This is a genomic window from Nocardiopsis oceanisediminis (genome assembly GCF_048595525.1).
In the GTDB taxonomy this organism is placed as follows: Bacteria; Actinomycetota; Actinomycetes; order Streptosporangiales; family Streptosporangiaceae; genus Nocardiopsis_A; species Nocardiopsis_A oceanisediminis.
Map to the genome: position 1 here is coordinate 1,718,915 of NZ_JAFMZJ010000001.1, position 16,448 is coordinate 1,735,362.

Annotated in this window: 18 protein-coding genes; 11 read left to right on the plus strand and 7 right to left on the minus strand. The window is 75.8% G+C overall.

Features of this window, described 5'->3' with window-relative positions; all coding sequences use genetic code 11:
* Window positions 1-40 precede the first annotated feature (40 nt).
* Window positions 41-901, plus strand: a complete 861-nt coding sequence (gene mshB, locus J0910_RS07735) for an N-acetyl-1-D-myo-inositol-2-amino-2-deoxy-alpha-D-glucopyranoside deacetylase (RefSeq protein ID WP_420157837.1) — start codon at window positions 41-43, stop codon at window positions 899-901.
* 249 nt (window positions 902-1,150) lie between these two features.
* Window positions 1,151-1,573 (plus strand): hypothetical protein, encoded by a 423-nt coding sequence (locus tag J0910_RS07740; protein ID WP_420157838.1) that lies wholly within the window; start codon window positions 1,151-1,153, stop codon window positions 1,571-1,573.
* 81 nt (window positions 1,574-1,654) lie between these two features.
* Here J0910_RS07740 and J0910_RS07745 read toward each other — a convergent pair whose 3' ends face one another.
* From J0910_RS07745 to J0910_RS07755, 3 genes are all read right to left on the minus strand, one after another.
* Window positions 1,655-2,872, minus strand: a complete 1,218-nt coding sequence (locus J0910_RS07745; RefSeq protein ID WP_420157839.1) for a site-2 protease family protein — start codon at window positions 2,870-2,872, stop codon at window positions 1,655-1,657.
* A gap of 234 nt (window positions 2,873-3,106) precedes the next feature.
* Window positions 3,107-4,435, minus strand: coding sequence for a hypothetical protein (locus tag J0910_RS07750; RefSeq protein ID WP_420157840.1), 1,329 nt, complete (start codon window positions 4,433-4,435; stop codon window positions 3,107-3,109).
* Window positions 4,436-4,544: 109 nt separating this feature from the next.
* On the minus strand, window positions 4,545-4,763 hold the full coding sequence (locus J0910_RS07755; protein WP_420157841.1) for a putative acetyltransferase: 219 nt from the start codon (window positions 4,761-4,763) through the stop codon (window positions 4,545-4,547).
* Between the two features lie 203 nt (window positions 4,764-4,966).
* Here J0910_RS07755 and fdxA point away from each other — a divergent pair, with 203 nt between their 5' ends.
* Window positions 4,967-5,290 (plus strand): ferredoxin, encoded by a 324-nt coding sequence (gene fdxA, locus J0910_RS07760; protein ID WP_420157842.1) that lies wholly within the window; start codon window positions 4,967-4,969, stop codon window positions 5,288-5,290.
* Window positions 5,291-5,442: 152 nt separating this feature from the next.
* Window positions 5,443-6,564: a succinyldiaminopimelate transaminase gene (dapC, locus tag J0910_RS07765; protein ID WP_420157843.1), complete on the plus strand. Its 1,122-nt coding sequence runs from the start codon at window positions 5,443-5,445 to the stop codon at window positions 6,562-6,564.
* 413 nt (window positions 6,565-6,977) lie between these two features.
* On the opposite strand, the gene J0910_RS07770 is transcribed toward dapC, so the two are convergent.
* Together J0910_RS07770 and fes are read right to left on the minus strand one after the other, a co-directional pair.
* On the minus strand, window positions 6,978-7,352 hold the full coding sequence (locus tag J0910_RS07770) for a MarR family winged helix-turn-helix transcriptional regulator (protein ID WP_420157844.1): 375 nt from the start codon (window positions 7,350-7,352) through the stop codon (window positions 6,978-6,980).
* Window positions 7,353-7,583: 231 nt separating this feature from the next.
* Window positions 7,584-8,933: an enterochelin esterase gene (gene fes, locus J0910_RS07775; protein ID WP_420157845.1), complete on the minus strand. Its 1,350-nt coding sequence runs from the start codon at window positions 8,931-8,933 to the stop codon at window positions 7,584-7,586.
* A 35-nt stretch (window positions 8,934-8,968) separates the two neighbouring features.
* On the opposite strand from fes, the gene fepB reads away from it, so the two are divergent.
* The gene (gene fepB, locus J0910_RS07780) at window positions 8,969-9,946 is read left to right on the plus strand and encodes a Fe2+-enterobactin ABC transporter substrate-binding protein (RefSeq protein WP_420157846.1); all 978 of its coding nucleotides are present in this window, start codon (window positions 8,969-8,971) and stop codon (window positions 9,944-9,946) included.
* Between the two features lie 111 nt (window positions 9,947-10,057).
* Here the strand turns inward: fepB and J0910_RS07785 are convergent, their stop codons facing one another.
* Window positions 10,058-10,978, minus strand: a complete 921-nt coding sequence (locus J0910_RS07785; protein ID WP_420157847.1) for a hypothetical protein — start codon at window positions 10,976-10,978, stop codon at window positions 10,058-10,060.
* Between the two features lie 269 nt (window positions 10,979-11,247).
* Between J0910_RS07785 and J0910_RS07790 the strand changes: the two genes are divergently transcribed.
* From J0910_RS07790 to J0910_RS07800, 3 genes are all read left to right on the plus strand, one after another.
* Entirely contained in the window at window positions 11,248-12,084 is an 837-nt protein-coding gene (locus J0910_RS07790; RefSeq protein WP_017592796.1) for a 2,3,4,5-tetrahydropyridine-2,6-dicarboxylate N-succinyltransferase, read from the plus strand.
* Between the two features lie 78 nt (window positions 12,085-12,162).
* Window positions 12,163-13,248, plus strand: coding sequence for a succinyl-diaminopimelate desuccinylase (gene dapE, locus J0910_RS07795; RefSeq protein WP_420157848.1), 1,086 nt, complete (start codon window positions 12,163-12,165; stop codon window positions 13,246-13,248).
* Window positions 13,249-13,298: 50 nt separating this feature from the next.
* The gene (locus J0910_RS07800) at window positions 13,299-14,096 is read left to right on the plus strand and encodes an LOG family protein (RefSeq protein WP_420157849.1); all 798 of its coding nucleotides are present in this window, start codon (window positions 13,299-13,301) and stop codon (window positions 14,094-14,096) included.
* A gap of 23 nt (window positions 14,097-14,119) precedes the next feature.
* Here J0910_RS07800 and J0910_RS07805 read toward each other — a convergent pair whose 3' ends face one another.
* Window positions 14,120-14,434 (minus strand): hypothetical protein, encoded by a 315-nt coding sequence (locus J0910_RS07805; RefSeq protein WP_420157850.1) that lies wholly within the window; start codon window positions 14,432-14,434, stop codon window positions 14,120-14,122.
* Window positions 14,435-14,509: 75 nt separating this feature from the next.
* On the opposite strand from J0910_RS07805, the gene J0910_RS07810 reads away from it, so the two are divergent.
* From J0910_RS07810 to J0910_RS07820, 3 genes are all read left to right on the plus strand, one after another.
* On the plus strand, window positions 14,510-14,926 hold the full coding sequence (locus J0910_RS07810; RefSeq protein ID WP_420157851.1) for a hypothetical protein: 417 nt from the start codon (window positions 14,510-14,512) through the stop codon (window positions 14,924-14,926).
* 51 nt (window positions 14,927-14,977) lie between these two features.
* Window positions 14,978-15,565, plus strand: coding sequence for a DNA-3-methyladenine glycosylase I (locus tag J0910_RS07815; RefSeq protein WP_420157852.1), 588 nt, complete (start codon window positions 14,978-14,980; stop codon window positions 15,563-15,565).
* A 184-nt stretch (window positions 15,566-15,749) separates the two neighbouring features.
* Complete coding sequence (locus J0910_RS07820; protein WP_420157853.1) at window positions 15,750-16,337, plus strand: hypothetical protein; 588 nt, start codon at window positions 15,750-15,752, stop codon at window positions 16,335-16,337.
* Window positions 16,338-16,448: the final 111 nt, after the last annotated feature.

Genomic DNA, 16,448 nt, shown 5'->3' on the forward strand with positions numbered 1-16,448 from the left:
GGCGGCGCCGGGCAGGGGCGCACCGGTATCGTCGGGGTCCATGACGGACCGGAGACTCCTGCTGGTGCACGCCCACCCCGACGACGAGAGCATCGTCACCGGCGCCACCATGGCCAAGTACGCCGCGGAGGGGGCCCAGGTCACCCTCGTCACCTGCACTCTCGGAGAAGAGGGCGAGGTGATCCCGCCCGAGCTGGCCCACCTGGCCGCCGACCGGGAGGACACCCTGGGGCAGCACCGGATCGGCGAGCTGGACAAGGCCTGCCTGGCGCTGGGGGTGCGGGACCACCGCTTCCTCGGCGGCGCCGGCCGGTACCGGGACTCCGGCATGGTCGCCACGCCCACCAGCGAGAACCCGTCCTGCTTCTGGCAGGCGGACCCGGAGGAGGCGGCGCTGCTGCTGGCCGATGTGGTGCGCGAGGTCCGCCCGCACGTCATGGTCAGCTACGACGCCAACGGCGGCTACGGCCACCCGGACCACATCAAGGCGCACCGGGTCGCCTACCGGGCGTTCGGCCTGGCCGCGGAGCGGACGCTGCCCGGCCAGCCCTGGCAGACCCGGAAGCTCTACGCGATCGCCCACCCGCTGTCGGTGCTGCGCGCCCGGGTCGAGCGGCTGCAGCGCGACCCCGGTCCGTTCGCCGCCCCCGCCGGCATCTCCGACATCGCCACCGGCACCCCGGACGAGCAGGTCACCACCAGGATCGACGCCTCGGCGCACTGGGCCGCCAAGGCCCTGGCGCTGCGCGCGCACGCCACCCAGGTCACCGTCGACGGCGAGCGGTTCGCGCTCTCCAACGGCATCGCCCAGGAGATCGACGCGGTCGAGCACTTCACCCTGCTCCGCGGACCGGCCTCCCGCCCCGGCCCGGACGGCCTGGAGACCGACCTGTTCGCCTGAGCCCGCTGATGGGAAAAGGCGGTGGGCGCAGAAGAACACCGCCTCCCCCGCCCTTCCCCCGATGATCTTGACGTTGCGGGCCTATCAGAGCGCTCTGATAGGCCCGCAACGTCAAGATCATCGCCCGGGGGCGGGCTTCTCCCAGCAGTGATCTGAACCCGTCCGCTCCCGGGACCATCGCGGGACCCGGGCCGGGAGAGCAGGGAAGAGACCGGCGTCTCGGGGCGGACGAATCGGTAGGCTTCCCCCGTGTCTGCTTCCTCCACCTCGACCGGCCCGTCCGGCGCCGGCCCCGCCCGGCTGGCCGTCGCCATCGCCGCCAACACCATGCTCTTCCTGGCGGCGCTGGGCACCGGCGTCTTCGGCGGGGTGTACGCCGGATGGCTCGCCTGGCTCTGGATGACCGGGCCGGTGGGCAAGGCGCTCGCGCTGATCTCGCTGGCGGTCGTGCTGGCCGCGCTCTACGCCGCGGTGCGCGGCATCGGCCGGGTCACCGATGTCCCACTGGGGCCGCTGCTCTGCGCCACCGGATGGATCGGTGCCCAGATGCTGCTGGTCCTGGGCGGAAGCGGCGTGTTCGGCGTATCCCCCGTGGAGCTCGTGTTCCTCTACGGCGGCATGGGCGCCGTCATGTTCGGGGTGTTCTCCACCGTGCCCTCGGGGCCGCGCTGACCACGGGGGCGCGCCGGAGCAGGTTCCGGGCGCGGCGCGGCCCCCGCGGCGGTGCCGCGGGGGCCGGTGCCGGGGGGCCGGTCAGGAGGCCCAGAAGCGCATCAGCACGTCCCCGTAGAGGACGTCCATCTGCGGCATGCCGATCGCCTGGAACAGCCCGGTGATCTCGTTCAGGTAGACCATCTGGACCTCGGGCAGCCAGAGCACCCCGAAGACCGCGATGACGCCGAACAGGCCGAAGCCGCGGGCGGCCCGCTCCATCCCCTCGAAGCGGCGCGGGCTCGCCGTCGCCGCCTCGAGCAGCGGCACCAGGATCCCGTAGCCGTCCAGGCCGGGGACGGGCAGCAGGTTGACCAGGGCGGCGGTCAGGTTGAGGAAGCACAGGAACATCAACCCGCCGATGAACCAGTTGTCGGTCACCGAGCCGACCGGCAGCAGCACCGTCACCGCCGCCGCGAGCAGCACGGCCAGCACCAGGCTGGCGACGATCCCGGCGAGCGGGGCGAGCATCCGCCGCCCCCGGCCGCCGATCGCCTCCCGGTCGGTGTAGGAGGCCGGGCCGGTGATGCCCAGGCCGCCGATGACCACGAACAGCAGCGGCAGCACCAGGCCGGTGAAGGCGCCGCCGCCGCGCTCGCCGGAGAGGGTGATCCTGCGCTCGCGGTAGGCGAACGGGTTGAGCCGCAGGTAGCCGCTGCCGCGCAGCCCCCGGTCGCCGGAGAGGTAGGCGACCAGGGCGTGCGCGAACTCGTGCACCGCCACCGACACGATCCAGCCGCCGATGATGAACACGAACGGCGCGTACACGCTGCCGCCCTCGGTCCAGCCGAGCTCCAGCTCGGTCCGGTTCCAGCTGAACCAGCCGGCGATCCCGGTGACGGCGAGTACCAGCAGGAAGACCGGGCTGGGCACGAAGTCCAGCGCGGAGCCGGAGGCCCCCGCCTTGCCGGAGGGGCTCTTCCCGGCCGCCCCGCCCCCGGGAACGGCGCCGGCGGGCCCCTCCGCCGGGCCGGCCGGGTCGCGGTCGGCGCCGTCGCCGCCGGCCCCGCCGTCCGCGGGCTCCGGGTCCCCGGTGCCCCCGGTCTCTTCCGCGCCCTCCTCCGGGCGCTCGGCGGCGGCGTCCTGCTCCTCCCGCCGCTCCTCCCGGTCCCGGTCGGCCCCGGACGCCCCGGAGGGCGCCTCCGGTGCGCCGGCCGGTCCGCCCGCCGGGGCGTCCGGGGCGGGCTCGCCGGCGGCCGCGGGCGCGGTGCCGCCTGTGCTCTCTTCGGGATCCGTGCCGGCCGGATCGGGCGTGGACATGCTTCTCCCACGGGTCTCAAGGTCGTGCGTCGTGTGCGGCGGACGGCGCCGGGACGTGTCTCCTGCGCGGCGTCGAAGGGCGTCGGGGGTCGCGCCCTGGCCGGTGACCACAAGGCTACGGCCATCCGGAGGCCCCCGCTCACCGGGGCGCGCCGCGGCCCCGCCGGGCGGCGCGGACCCCCTCCCCGGGCGGAGCGCCCGAAGGGCCGCCGCGGCCGCCGGGAGAGCGGGGGCTCAGAGCGAGGCCGGCGGCGCGGTCGCGGAGAGGTGCAGCGCGGTCAGCGCGAAGGCCTGCCCGGAGCGGGAGAGGTCCGGGCAGCCCTCCTCGGCCACCAGGTCCCCGCTGCGGGCGAAGCCCAGCGTCTCCATCAGCCAGGTGAGGTGGAGCAGCGCGGACTGGAACCGGCCCGCCTCGGGCGGCCCGCCGCCGTCGCCCCAGCCGGCGTCGGCCAGCACCTTGCGCGCCTCCGCGCCGATGCCGACGGCCTCGGCGCGCGCGTGGCTGCCGGTGGCGCGCGGCGTGCGCAGCAGGAGCAGCCCGAGCAGGGTCTCCGCGGAGGCCTGGGTGAAGCCCTCGGCGTCCAGCAGGTTCTCGGCGACCGCCCGCCACAGCGCGCGGTCGTCGGAGCGCAGGTGCCGGCCGCGGCGGGTGAGCACCAGGCGGCGGCCGGAGCGGCGCACCGCGCGCATCCCGCGCAGCAGCTTGTTCAACACGATCAGCTGCATGGCGTCGGTCTCGCTGCGCGGCGGCGAGGGCGAGGTGTCCCAGCCGAACTCGGCGCACAGCTCGCGCACCACGCTGGGGGAGATGTAGCCGATCTGGGTGAGCCCGATGCCCTCGTCGGCGAAGTCGAGCAGGCGGCGCACCGGGGCGAGGGCCTCCGCGGCGTCCTGCGGCACCTCGGCGCCGCCGATCAGCCGGCCGAGCAGCGGCCAGAGCCGCTGGCGGTGCGGGTGCGAGGGGGAGCCCAGCCAGCCCCGGGCGCGCTCCTCGCGGATCCGGTCCAGGCGGCTGCGGCCCTGGGGGTCGGGCTGGGTCAGGAACGCGTGGGTGAAGCGCTCCTGCTCCGGTCTCCAGCCGCGGGTGCCCGGCCGCACGTCGCCCGCGGCGATCGCCAGCTCCAGCGCGGCCGAGACCGCCCGGCTCGCCTCGATCTCGGCGCTGCCCAGTGAGGCGCCCCAGGTCAGCTCGGGCAGGTCCGGGGGCTCCACCCCGGAGGCGCGCATCGCCCGGTGGTAGGCGGCCAGGCCGCCGTCGTACCCGCCGGAGTGGGCGTCCAGTACCGCGCGGGTGGTGGCCGACGAGCAGATCGCGGCGTAGCGGTCCAGGTCCAGAAGGGAGAAGAGGCGGCCCAGGGACCGGGCGGTGAGCATCCGCTCCCCGGTCTCGCCGCCGAACCGGACCGGCAGCACGTACCAGCAGAACTCCTGGACGGCGCGCTGGGTCAGGTCCTGCAGGCTGCTGCCCCCGGTGATGGAGGCCAGGGCGTTCTCGGCCAGGCGGGCCGCCCGGGGGTCCAGCCGGGCGAGCTGGGCGAGGGCGGACGCGACGGTCTCCTGCATGGCGTGGGTTCGACACCTCCCCGTGCCGGCCGGGCCGGGCGTTTCACGCCGCCGGGCGGCCTGGTCGTCTGCGGTTCTCGGTGGCGGCGCGGGCCTGCCGGCGGAGCGCTCAGGCGCCGCCGGGCCGACGGCGCTCCGGCGGGTGCTGCGGCACCAGCCGGCCGGCGACCACGTCCGCCGCGGCGACCTCGACCAGTTCCCCGTTGCGCCTGCGCACCCCGATCGCGCCGCCGCGCCACCATTCGAGTACACCGACGATATCCCGGAAGCGGCCGTCGGGCAGCCGTAGCCGCAGCGTGGCACGGCGCCCCAGGTCATCGGGGGTCACTTCGTTGAAGAATCTGGCGGTTTGGGCCACTCGGTCCACCCCCGATTGCGTGGAAAAGCGCTGCGAGCGCAATACTGGAAGCTGCGAATCGTCTGACGAGAGCCCGGCGAGTCCGCGTGCCGGGTCCCCGGCGTCGCCCAGGCTACGACAGCGAACACAGTTGCACGCGGTCAACGTGGCGAAGACCGAAGAGGAGTAACGACGTGACCTACGTCATCGCGCAGCCGTGCGTCGATGTGCTCGACAAGGCCTGCATCGAAGAGTGCCCCGTCGACTGCATCTACGAGGGCGAGCGCATGCTCTACATCCACCCGGACGAGTGCGTCGACTGCGGCGCCTGCGAGCCGGTGTGCCCTGTGGAGGCGATCTACTACGAGGACGACCTGCCGGAGCAGTGGTCCGAGTACTACAAGGCCAACGTCGAGTTCTTCGACGAGATCGGCTCTCCCGGCGGTGCCTCCAAGGTCGGCAAGTACGACACCGACCACCCGCTGATCGTGAAGCTGCCCCCGCAGGCCGAGGGGTAGAGCGTGCCGCGCCCGGCGGCCGCGCCCGCGCCCGGGAGGGGCGGCGGGGCGGCCGCCGGTGCGCGCCGGCGGTGATCGGAGCACGGGCCGGCCGGGCCGGTGCGGTTTGAGAGCGTCCGCAGGGGGCGGACGGGAACGGTGGGATTGAACCGATGGGTGAACGACGGCGCTTGGCGGACCGGCTTCCGGTCTTTCCGTGGGACCGCCTGGCCGAGTACAAGCGGATCGCGGCGGCGCATCCGGAGGGCATCGCCGACCTGTCCGTCGGCACGCCCGTCGATCCGGTCGCGGAGAGCATCCGCGCGGCGCTGGCCGGGGCCGCCGACGCCCCCGGGTACCCGCTCACCCACGGCACCCCCCGGCTGCGCGCCTCCATCGCCGGGTGGCTGGAGCGCAGGCACGGGGTGCGGATCGACCCCGCCCACGTGCTGCCCACCATCGGCTCCAAGGAGCTGGTGGCCTGGCTGCCGACCCTGCTCGGGCTGGGCGAGGGCGACACCGTCGTCCACCCCGAGCTGGCCTACCCCACCTACGACGCGGGCGCCCGGCTGGCCGGCGCCGCGCCGCTGCCCGCCGACTCGCTGACCGCGATCGGCCCCGCGCGGCCCGGGCTGATCTGGGTCAACTCCCCGGCCAACCCGACCGGCCGGGTGCTCGGCCGCGACCACCTGCGCAAGGTCGTGGAGTGGGCGCGCGAGCGCGGCACGGTCGTCGCCTCCGACGAGTGCTACCTGGACCTGGGCTGGGAGGGCGAGCCCCCGGTGTCGATCCTGGACCCGGAGGTCTCCGGCGGGTCGCACGAGGGCCTGCTCGCGGTGCACTCGCTGTCCAAGCGGTCGAACCTGGCCGGCTACCGGGCGGCCTTCGTGGCCGGCGACCCCGAACTGGTCGGCGAGCTGCTCGCGGTGCGCAAGCACGCCGGGATGATCGTTCCGGCCCCGATCCAGGCGGCGATGGCCGCCGCGCTCGACGACGACGCGCACGCCGAGGAGCAGAAGGCCCGCTACGCGGCCCGCCGCGGCCCGCTGCGCGCCGCGCTGGAGCGGGCCGGGTGGACCGTCGACCACTCCGAGGCCGGCCTGTACCTGTGGGCCTCGCACCCGGGTCACGACGCGTGGAGCGCCGTGGGGCTCCTCGCCGAGCACGGCGTCCTGGCCGCCCCCGGCGACTTCTACGGCCCGCGCGGCTCCCGGCACGTCCGGGTCGCCTTCACCGCCACCGACGACGCGGTGGCCGCCGCGGTCAAGCGCCTGGACGCGCTGCCCGCCTCCTGACCCGCCCGCGGCCCGCCCGCCGACCGCCCCCCCGGTCCGGCGCGGCGGGCCGCGGCGTTCCCGGCACCGGAGCGGAGCGCGTCGGGCGCTGCGCCGACCGATCGGCCGCGCCTCCGCCCAGGGGCCCGGCCGCCTCCGGGCGCCCGGAGGCGGCCGGCGGGGCCGGGCCGGGCGGCGCGGAGACCGGACCGGTGGTCCGGGGCGAAGGCGTCCGGCCGCCGCCGCAGGGCGGCGGTCCCCTCCGCTGCGGACCGCGATGGACCGCGGAGGGCATCGGGCGCTCCGCCGCGCGGCCCGGTCGGCCGCGCCTCCGGTCCGCTCCGCGGGACCGCCGGCCCGGTCCCGGTGCCGGCCGGGACTCCCGCCGCCTCCGGGCGGCCCGAGGCGTCGGGCGGCCCCGCCCGCTGCGGAGGTCAGTCGGGCGGGTCGCGGTCGAGAGCGTCCAGCAGCCGGTACAGGGCGGCGATGTCGTCGCCGGTGAGCCGGGTGGACAGCGGGGAGCGCCCGGCCAGGCCGGCGCCGATCGCGCGGACCACCCGCAGCCCCTGCTCGGTGGGGCGGGCCGTCCGCACCCGCTTGTCGCTCCGGGAGGAGACCCGGGCGACCAGGCCGCGCTCCTCCAGCCTGCGGGTGAGAACGGACACCCCGGAGGGGGCGCGGCCCAGCTGGAGGGCGAGGCCGCCCTGCGAGGGGCCGTCCAGCAGCACGCGCAGGGCGCGCGCCTCCAGCGCGGTCAGGCCGTGCTCGGCGGCCAGCTCGCCCAGCAGGGACTCCAGCCGGTGGGCCACGCGCAGCAGGGCCTCCCCGGCGTCGCGTGCCGACGGCCGGCGGTCCGGCTCTCCCGGGGCCGTGCTCTCGGGATCGGGGTCAGGGATGGCGCTCCTCCTGGTCTCTCGGCGGACGGGGCGGGGCGGCGGCGGGGGCTCCCTCCCGCCCCGGAACGATCATGGCGCCCCGGGCCCGGCGGCGCACCCGGGCGGGCCGGGAGCGCCGGGACCGCGGCGGGGCCGGTTTCGGGGTCAGCGGCGGGCGGCGGGCCAGTCCCCGGTGAGGGCGGCCAGGGCGTCCGGCAGCCCGGCGCGCCAGCAGGCCCGGTCGTGGCCGCCGTTGAACTCGGTGTAGTGCAGGTCCGCGCCGCGCTCGCGGAGCACGTCGCGGAGCCTGCGGTTGGGGCCGACCAGGATCGGCTCGTTCAGGCCGACGCTGAGGTGGATCCGGTCGGGCAGGGAGGGCGCCTCGGCGAGCAGCCGGGCCATCCGCTCGGTGTCGCCGCCGGTGCCGCCCGGGTTGGGCCACCAGTAGGAGCCGGACTGGGAGAGCGCCCGGCCGACGTGCTCCGGGGCGCGGTGCGCGGTGTAGAGCGCGGTGAGCCCGCCCAGGCTCTGCCCGGCGACCAGGGTGCGGCGCGGGTCGGCGCAGCCGCCGTGCTCGGCGCGGAGCAGCGGCAGCACCGACCCGGTGAGGAATTCCACGAACGGGTCGTGGCAGGCCAGCTCGCGGGTCCGGGTGGCGAAGCCGAGCGAGGGCACCATCGCGACCAGCATCGGCGGCAGGGCCCCCGCGGCGATGAGCCGGTCCAGCAGCGGGGCCAGCGGCAGCGACCACCACTCCTCGCCGTCCAGCAGCACCGCGACCGGCCATCCGCCCTCCGGCGGCTCCGCCGCGGGCGTGTACACCCGGACGGTTCGGGTGTTGCCGAGCGCCTTGCTCGCCAGCTCGCGCCCGTCCACCCTGCCCTGCGGGGCGCGGCCGGGGGCGGTGCGCCAGAGCTCGGCGGGGGCGTCCGGCAGCGAGGCCACCGACCAGGCGCCGTCCAGCCGCTCGCGGGCCAGCGGGTCGGGGCGGGCGTGCGCCAGGGCGTCGAACCAGCGGGCGATGGCGGGCGCGTCGGCCGGATCGGCGGCGGAGAGCGCGCGGGCCCGGCGGACGCGGGACATCTCGTTCGCGGGGCCGGGCGGCGGCGGGCTCCCGTCGGCCGGGACCGGCGCCACCGCGTACGAGCAGCGCCAGTCGGAGCGCATCCGGTAGGTGAGGTGCCAGATGTCGCTCCCGGGGACGCGCTCCATCCGGTTCCGCTCGAAGGAGCGGGCGTCGGCGCTGCGGTCTGCGACAAGGATCACATCGGAGAGCCCGTCCCCGCCCCGCCAGAGGAAGGTGGCGGTGCGCTCGCCGGGGGTGCCGGTCTCCTCGACCACCGGGGTGCCGGTGCGCTCCGCCGCGCGCCAGAAACCCTCGACGGCGCCGGGGCCGCGGGCGGCGGCCCGCTCGGCGGCCCGGACCACCGGAGCGGTGCCGCGGGGGAAGACCACCGCGGGCTTGAACTTGGGCGGGACGGTCATCGGCGTGGGTGCGTTCACAGTCTCGGACATTGACATGAGGATAGGCATACCTAAAAATGCTTGCAATGAAGCAAGAAAAGTTCGCCTCGCCTATCATCCCCCTGGCCGTCTCGGCCGCGGCGCTCGCGCTGCTCGCCGCCGGCTGCTCGTCCGGTTCGGCGGAGGCCCCCGCCGCAGAGGGCGAGACCCGCACCGTCGAGCACATCTACGGTGAGAGCGAGGTCCCCGCGGACCCGGAGCGCGTGGTGGCGGTCAGCGTCACCTCCACCCCGGTCCTGCTCAGCCTGGACGTTCCGGTGGTCGCCGCCGGCACCACCAGCCCCTCCGCGCTCACCGACGACAAGGGCTTCTTCTCGCAGTGGGCGGAGACCGCCGACGAGCAGGGCGTGGAGCCGCTCCCCGGCCCCGAGCCCGACCTGGAGGCCGTCGCGGCGGCGAAGCCGGACGTCATCGTCGGCAACGGGTTCGGCGCGGACGCGGTGGACGAGTCCGCCTACGAGAAGCTCTCCGAGATCGCCCCCACCGTGGTCTACGGCGAGTCCGACACCCCCTGGCTGGAGCTCACCGAGGAGATGGCCGGGGCGTTCGGCGCCGAGGACCGGGCCGAGGAGATCGCCCAGGAGTACACCGACCTCACCGAGGAGGCCGCCGGCGAGCTGGAGGGCGCCGGCGAGATCGCCGCGATGACCGGCACCCCGGAGAAGTTCTACGTGTTCACGCCGGAGTCGGCGCAGGGCCGCTTCTTCGCCGACCTGGGGCTCGTCCAGCACGAGTTCTCCGAGGACGATGCGGTCCCCACCGAGGGGCGCGCGGACACCGTCGAGGTCTCCCTGGAGAAGGCCTCCGCGTTCGGCGAGGCGAGCCTGCTCTTCGTCAACACCGGCGGCGAGAAGGTCGGGGACTACGCCGACATGGCGCCGAACCTGGAGAAGACGCCCGCCTTCGAGGAGGACCGCGCCTTCACCCTGGGCCCCGCGGCGTTCCGCCTGGACTACTACAGCGTGCCCGTGGTCGCCGACCGCCTGGTCGAGGTGCTCGGCTGACCCCCGTCCGGGGCGCGGCGCCGCCGCGCCCCGGACGCCGGACGGGGCCCGTGCCGCGGAAGGGGCGGCACGGGCCCCGTGCGCTCTTCTCCACCCGGGCCGGGGCCCGGGTCAGCCCAGCACCACCTCGCCGTCGGGGGCGGCGTCCGGGACGGTGCCCCACCCCTCCTGGCCGTTCTGCGCGGTCCACCGCTGGTCCTGGTAGGTGACCGAGCTCAGCCCGTACTCCTCGGAGTGGGCCACCGCCCACAGCGCCATCGCCCAGCCCAGGTCGCCGGTGCGCGGCTGCTCGCCGGAGGCGGGGACGGCCGCCGGCGAGGCGCCGAAGACCCGCTCCATCTCCTCCAGGGCGGCCTGGACGTCGTCCGGCTCGGCCGCCGGCCGGGCCGAGGGGGAGGGGGACTCCGCACCGCCGGCCGGCCGGGACGGCCAGCAGGTCAGCGCGCCCGCCGAGGAGCCGGTGAACGCCGCGGCCATCTCCCGGGAGCGCTTCTCGTGCTGGTCGTAGGCGAACCCGTCGGCGCTCCGCTGCACGGTCTGGGCGGCCTCGTACACCGGCATCTCGGCGTAGCCGTCCACCTCCTCCAGGTGCTCGTAGAACTTCCCGCTGGCATAGACCGGGTCCATGATCTGCTCCGGCTCGCCCCACTCCTGCGAGGGGCGCTGCTGGAACAGGCCGACCGAGTCGAGGTCGCCGTATTCGATGTTGAAGAACTTGGTCTCCTGCCAGACGGTGGCGAAGGCGATGACCACCGCCTCCTCCGGCAGGTCCCGGGCGAACGCGACACCGGACACGGTCGCGGCGCTGGCGGCCTGCTCGGGTTCGAGGACGTCGTCGCGCCCCTCGCCGGAGACCGAGCAGCCCGCCGCGACCGGCGGGTCGATGTCCACCGGTCCGATCGAGCGGATCACGTAGACGCCCACGGCGACCAGGGCACCGCAGACGAGCGTCAGTGCCACCAGGATCTTGATGAAGGCGGAGGACTTCCTCCTCCGCCGTTCTCGCCTCTGTCGGCGCGGCTTATCGTGCACAGGCAGACCGTAGTGATTCAGGGGGGTCCGCCCGGCGGCGCAGGGCCGCTCGGCGGAAGACCCCGTCGGACAGGGACCGGTCCCCCGGACTCGTTCGGGGCCGGGGGTCTCTCACGTCTTGCGAGCCGGGGGGCGCTCACCCCGAATGGTAAGGCGTGCCCGACCGGGGCGGGCCGGACTCCCGCGCCGCAGGAGCGTACCGGCCCGAGCCCGGACGCGCGGCGCCCCCGGTTGGTCGCACCAGCCCGGAACCAGTAGGCTCACAGGCCATGACCACCTCGTTCACCAGCCCGCTGCCCGCCGAGATCGACGATCTCTGGGAGCGCCGTTCCGAGCTGACCCCTGACGACACCGCGGCCCGCGACACCATCGTCGGAGCCGTCGACGAACTGGACGCCGGCAAGGCCCGGGTCGCCTTCGTCGACCCGGACACGGATCAGGTGGTCGTCGACGAGCGCGCCAAGCGCTCCATCCTGCTGAGCTTCCGCGTGCTCGGCATGGAGGAGTCCAAGGTCGGTGACTTCCACCACCACGACCGCATCCCGCTCAAGACCCGCTTCGACGGCGTCCGCGTCGTCCCCGGCGCCATCGCCCGCTGGGGCGCCTACCTGGCCCCCGGCGTCGTGCTGATGCCGTCCTTCACCAACTTCGGCGCCTGGGTCGGCTCCGGCACCATGGTCGACACCTGGGCCACCGTCGGCTCCTGCGCCCAGGTGGGCGAGAACGTCCACCTCTCCGGCGGCGTCGGCGTCGGCGGCGTGCTGGAGCCGCCGCAGGCCTCCCCGGTGATCATCGAGGACGACGCGTTCCTCGGCTCGCGCAGCATGGTCGTCGAGGGCGCCCGGGTGCGCCGCGGCGCCAAGCTCGGCGCGGGCACCATCCTCACCGCCTCGACCCGGGTCTACGACGCGCAGACCGGCGAGGAGCTGCCCCGCGGCGAGGCCCCCGCCTGGTCGGTGTGCGTCACCGCGAACAAGGTGAAGAGCTTCCCCGGCGGCGACTTCGGGATGCCGGTGCTGCTCGTCCTCAAGCGCCTGGAGGAGGGCCAGGAGCACGACAAGCTGGCCCTCAACGACCTGCTCCGCGAGCACGGCGTCAACGCCTGACGCCGGCGCGGCCGTGAGAGCCCGGGGGCGGACCCGCCCCCGGGCCGCGCCATGACCGCCGACCCGGAAAGCCCTCAGATGCTCGACCTCACAGCAGACGTCCGCACCCTCACCGCGCGACTCGTCGACACCGAGTCGGTCAGCGGCGGGGAGCGCGCGCTGGCCGACATGATCGAACGCTCCCTGTCCGGGCTGGGCCACCTGCGGGTGGACCGGGACGGCGACGCCGTGGTCGCCCGGACCGGCCTGGGCCGCGCCAAGCGCGTCGTGCTGGCCGGGCACATCGACACCGTGCCGATCGTGGACAACGTCCCCTCCCGGCGGGAGGGCGACCGGCTCTACGGCTGCGGCTCCTCCGACATGAAGAGCGGCGTCGCGGTGCAGCTGCGGCTGGCCGCCGCCCTCACCGAGCCGGTGCACGACCTCACCTTCGTCTTCTACGACTGCGAGGAGGTCGACGCCGAGCGGAACGGGCTGCGCCGGCTCTCCCGGGACCACCCCGAGTGGCTCGCCGGCGACTTCGCGGTGCTGCTGGAGCCCACCGGCGGCGTCATCGAGGGCGGCTGCCAGGGGACCATGCGGGTCGAGGTGATCGCGCGCGGCGAGCGCGCGCACAGCGCCCGCTCCTGGATGGGCGAGAACGCCATCCACGGCGCCGGGCGCATCCTGGACGTGCTGCGCGGCTACACCCCGCGCGAGCCCGAGGTCGACGGCCTCCGCTACCGCGAGGGGCTCAACGCGGTCTTCATCTCCGGCGGGGTGGCCGGCAACGTCGTCCCGGACGAGTGCACGGTCACGGTGAACTACCGGTTCGCCCCGGACCGCTCGGTCAAGGACGCCGAGGAGCACCTGCGCGAGGTGTTCGCCGGCTTCGACGTGCGGGTCACCGACGCCGCCCCGCCGGCCCGCCCCGGGCTGGACGACCCGGCCGCCGCCGAGTTCGTCGCCGCGGTCGGCGCCGGCGAGGCCCGGGCCAAGCTCGGCTGGACCGACGTGGCGCGGATGTCGGAGCTGGGCGTGCCCGCGGTCAACTACGGCCCCGGCGAGCCCACCCTGGCGCACACCCGGGACGAGTGGGTGGACCTGGCCCTGGTCGACCAGGCCGAGCGGCGGATGGCCGACTGGCTGACGGGCGCGGGCGGTTCGGCGAACGGGCGCGGATAGTTGCCGGAACCGGCCCCGCCGGAGGGGGCCGGACCGGATAGTTTGGGCCCATGACCGACGCCGACAAGATCCGACGGGCGGGGCCGTTGACCTACCGGGGCAACGCGATCCCGCAGACCACCACCGACCAGCGCCTGCTCGACCGGCGCGGCCCCACCGACTGGGTGCACACCGACCCGTGGCGGGTGCTGCGCATCCAGTCGGAGTTCGTCGAGGGCTTCGGGCTCCTCTCCGAGCTCGGCCGGGCGGTCAGCGTGTTCGGCTCGGCCCGGATCAAACCGGATACCCCCTACTACGACCTGGGCACCGAGGTCGGCTCGCTGCTGGCGCGGGCCGGCTACGTGGTGATCACCGGGGGCGGCCCCGGCCTGATGGAGGCGGCCAACAAGGGCGCCGCCGAGGCCGGCGGGACCTCCATCGGACTGGGCATCGAGCTCCCCTTCGAGCAGTCGCTCAACGAGTTCGTGGACACCGGCGTCACCTTCCGGTACTTCTTCGTCCGCAAGACGATGTTCGTGAAGTACTCCCAGGCGTTCGTGGTGCTCCCGGGCGGCTTCGGCACCCTGGACGAGCTCTTCGAGGCCATCACGCTGGTGCAGACCCGCAAGGTGACCCGCTTCCCGGTGGTGCTGCTGGGCACCGAGTTCTGGAGCGGCCTGGTCGACTGGATCCGCGGCCGGCTGCTGGACGAGGGCGTCGTCTCGCCGGAGGACCCGGACCTGATCCACCTCACCGACGACCCGGCCGAGGCGGTCGAGGTCATCGACAAGGCCCACGCCGACATGGAGCGGGAGCGCGAGGAGCGCGCCGCGGCCGAGGCGCTGGCCCGCGAGGGCGACGGCGAGTAGCCGGACCGGCACCGGGCCGGGGGTCAGGCCAGCCCGCGGCGGACCGCGGCCGGAGGCCGGCCCCCGGCCACCGAGGCCACCATGTCCAGCGCCTGGCGCGCCGAGCGGGGATGGCCGGTGGTGAACAGCCGCGCGCCCAGCCAGGCGTAGAGCGCGACCAGGGCGGTGCTCTCGGCCTCGTCCCCGGCCTCGCAGCGGACCAGGACCGGCAGCGGGCCCGCGGCCAGCGCGCGCACCCGCGCGGCCGGCGGGCGGTGCCCCGCGTCGACCGCGCCCGCGGGGGCGGCGGCCCCGGGCTCCAGGACCTCGCAGCCGAGTCCGGCGTCGTGCGTCTCCATCGCACCGAGTCTGCCACGGCCGCGAGGCGACCGGCTCCCGGGCGCCGGGCGCCGCGGTATGGCACGATCGGGACCGTGAATCCAACCATCCTGTTCCTCATCGCGGTGGCCGCGGCGGCCGTGCTGTGCGGGGTCGCCTACGCGGTCATGGGCAAAGGGGGCCGGCTGGCGCGCTTCGAGGCCGACCGGCCGCCGCTCGACCTGCCCGAGGGGCGCGGCCTGACGTCCGCGGACATCGGACGCCTCACCCTGCCGCTGGCGCTGTGGGGCTACCATGTCCGCGGCGTCGACGAGGTGCTGCGCAGGGCCTCGGCGGCGCTGAACGAGCGCGACGAGCACATCGCCGAACTGGAGCGGCGGCTCGCCGAGGTCCCGGCCTCCACCGGGCCGCGGGTGCTCTACCCGCGGACGCCCCCGGGCGGGCAGCCGCTCGGCACCGGCCGGAACGGCAGCGGCGAGGAGGCCGACCGGGGCCCCGGCGCGGCCGGCTGATCCGCCCCGGTTCCGCTCCGCCCCCCGTACCGCCCCAGGAGAGGACCCCCGATGACCGGCGCCTCCGCCGCACCCCAGGGCCCCGACGGCCGGCGCCGCTGCACCTGGGCGCTGGGCACCCCGGACCTGATGGCCTACCACGACACCGAGTGGGGGCTCCCGGTCCGCACCGACCGGGCCATGTTCGAGCGCCTCTCGCTGGAGGCCTTCCAGGCCGGCCTCTCCTGGCTCACCGTGCTGCGCAAACGGGAGGCGCTGCGCGAGGCGTTCGCCGGCTTCGACCCGCGGACCGTCGCCGGCTACGGCGCCGCCGAAGTGGAGCGGATGCTCGGCGACGCCCGGCTGATCCGCAGCCGGGCCAAGATCGAAGCGGTGGTCGGCAACGCGCGCGCGGCCCTGGAACTCCAGGAGGGCCTGGCCGCGTTCGTCCGCGGGCAGGCCGCCGGGCCGGAGCGCCCCGCCCCCCGCACCGACGCCGACGTGGCGGCCGCCACACCGGAGAGCGCCGCCCTGGCCAAGGCGCTCAAGGCCCGCGGGTTCCGGTTCGTCGGCCCGACCACCGCCTACGCCGCGATGCAGGCCACCGGTATCGTCGACGACCACCTCGCGGACTGCTTCCGCCGGGGGAGCAGGGGGTGACCCCTGCCGGGGCGCGCTCCGCCGGACCGGCGGCCGCCCGCTCGCGCCGTGCCATATCCTCTGACGCTGTACCGGGTGGGCGCCCGCCCGCGCCGGTGCCCGAGCACGCCGTTCGCACGTGAGGATGAGTGAGTGCGATGTTCCTGAAACGAGCCGCCAGCCGGCCCCCGGCCGAGGACGCCCGGTGAGCGAGGCCCCCACCCGCCGGTCGGAGGGCGGCGCCGAGGGGCCGCCCTCGGCCTCCCCGGTGCGGCAGATGTCGCTGTGGGCCCCGCCCCGCTCCACCCGGCACAGCGCGGCGCGCCGCCGCCGGGGCAGGGCGATCGCCATCGCCGCGGCCGCCGCCGTGCTGCTGGGCGGGGCCGGCGCGGCCGCCTACTGGGGCCTGGCCTCCGGCCCCGGCGAGGAGGAGGCCGCGGGGGCCAGCGTCCCCGACTCCTTCGCCGGGTCCTGGCGGGGCGACATGAGCCAGCAGGACGCCTCCGGCGCGCACGTCACCGACTGGGGGGCCGAGGTCCGCCTGGAGTCCGGGGAGGAGCGCGGCAGCTCCGAGTGGTACACGCTGAACTGCCGGGGCAGCCTCACCCTGTCCGAGCGGACCGGGGACGGCTTCGTCTTCGACTACGTGGAGACCTACGACCCGGACGACCGGTGCGTGGACTCCTCCGTGCTGCGCCTGTCCCCGGGCGCCGCCGAGGGCACCCTGGAGGCCCGCTGGGAGGCGGTTTCGCACGACGGCACCGAGATGGTCTCCACCGGCACCCTGCGCTGACCCGCGCCGCGGCGCCGCTCCCCGCCCGCGATGATCTCGGCGTCGCGGGGGTGGCAGAGCGCTCTGACGCCCCCGCGGCGCCGAGATCATCGCGGGGGGAGGGGAAGGGCG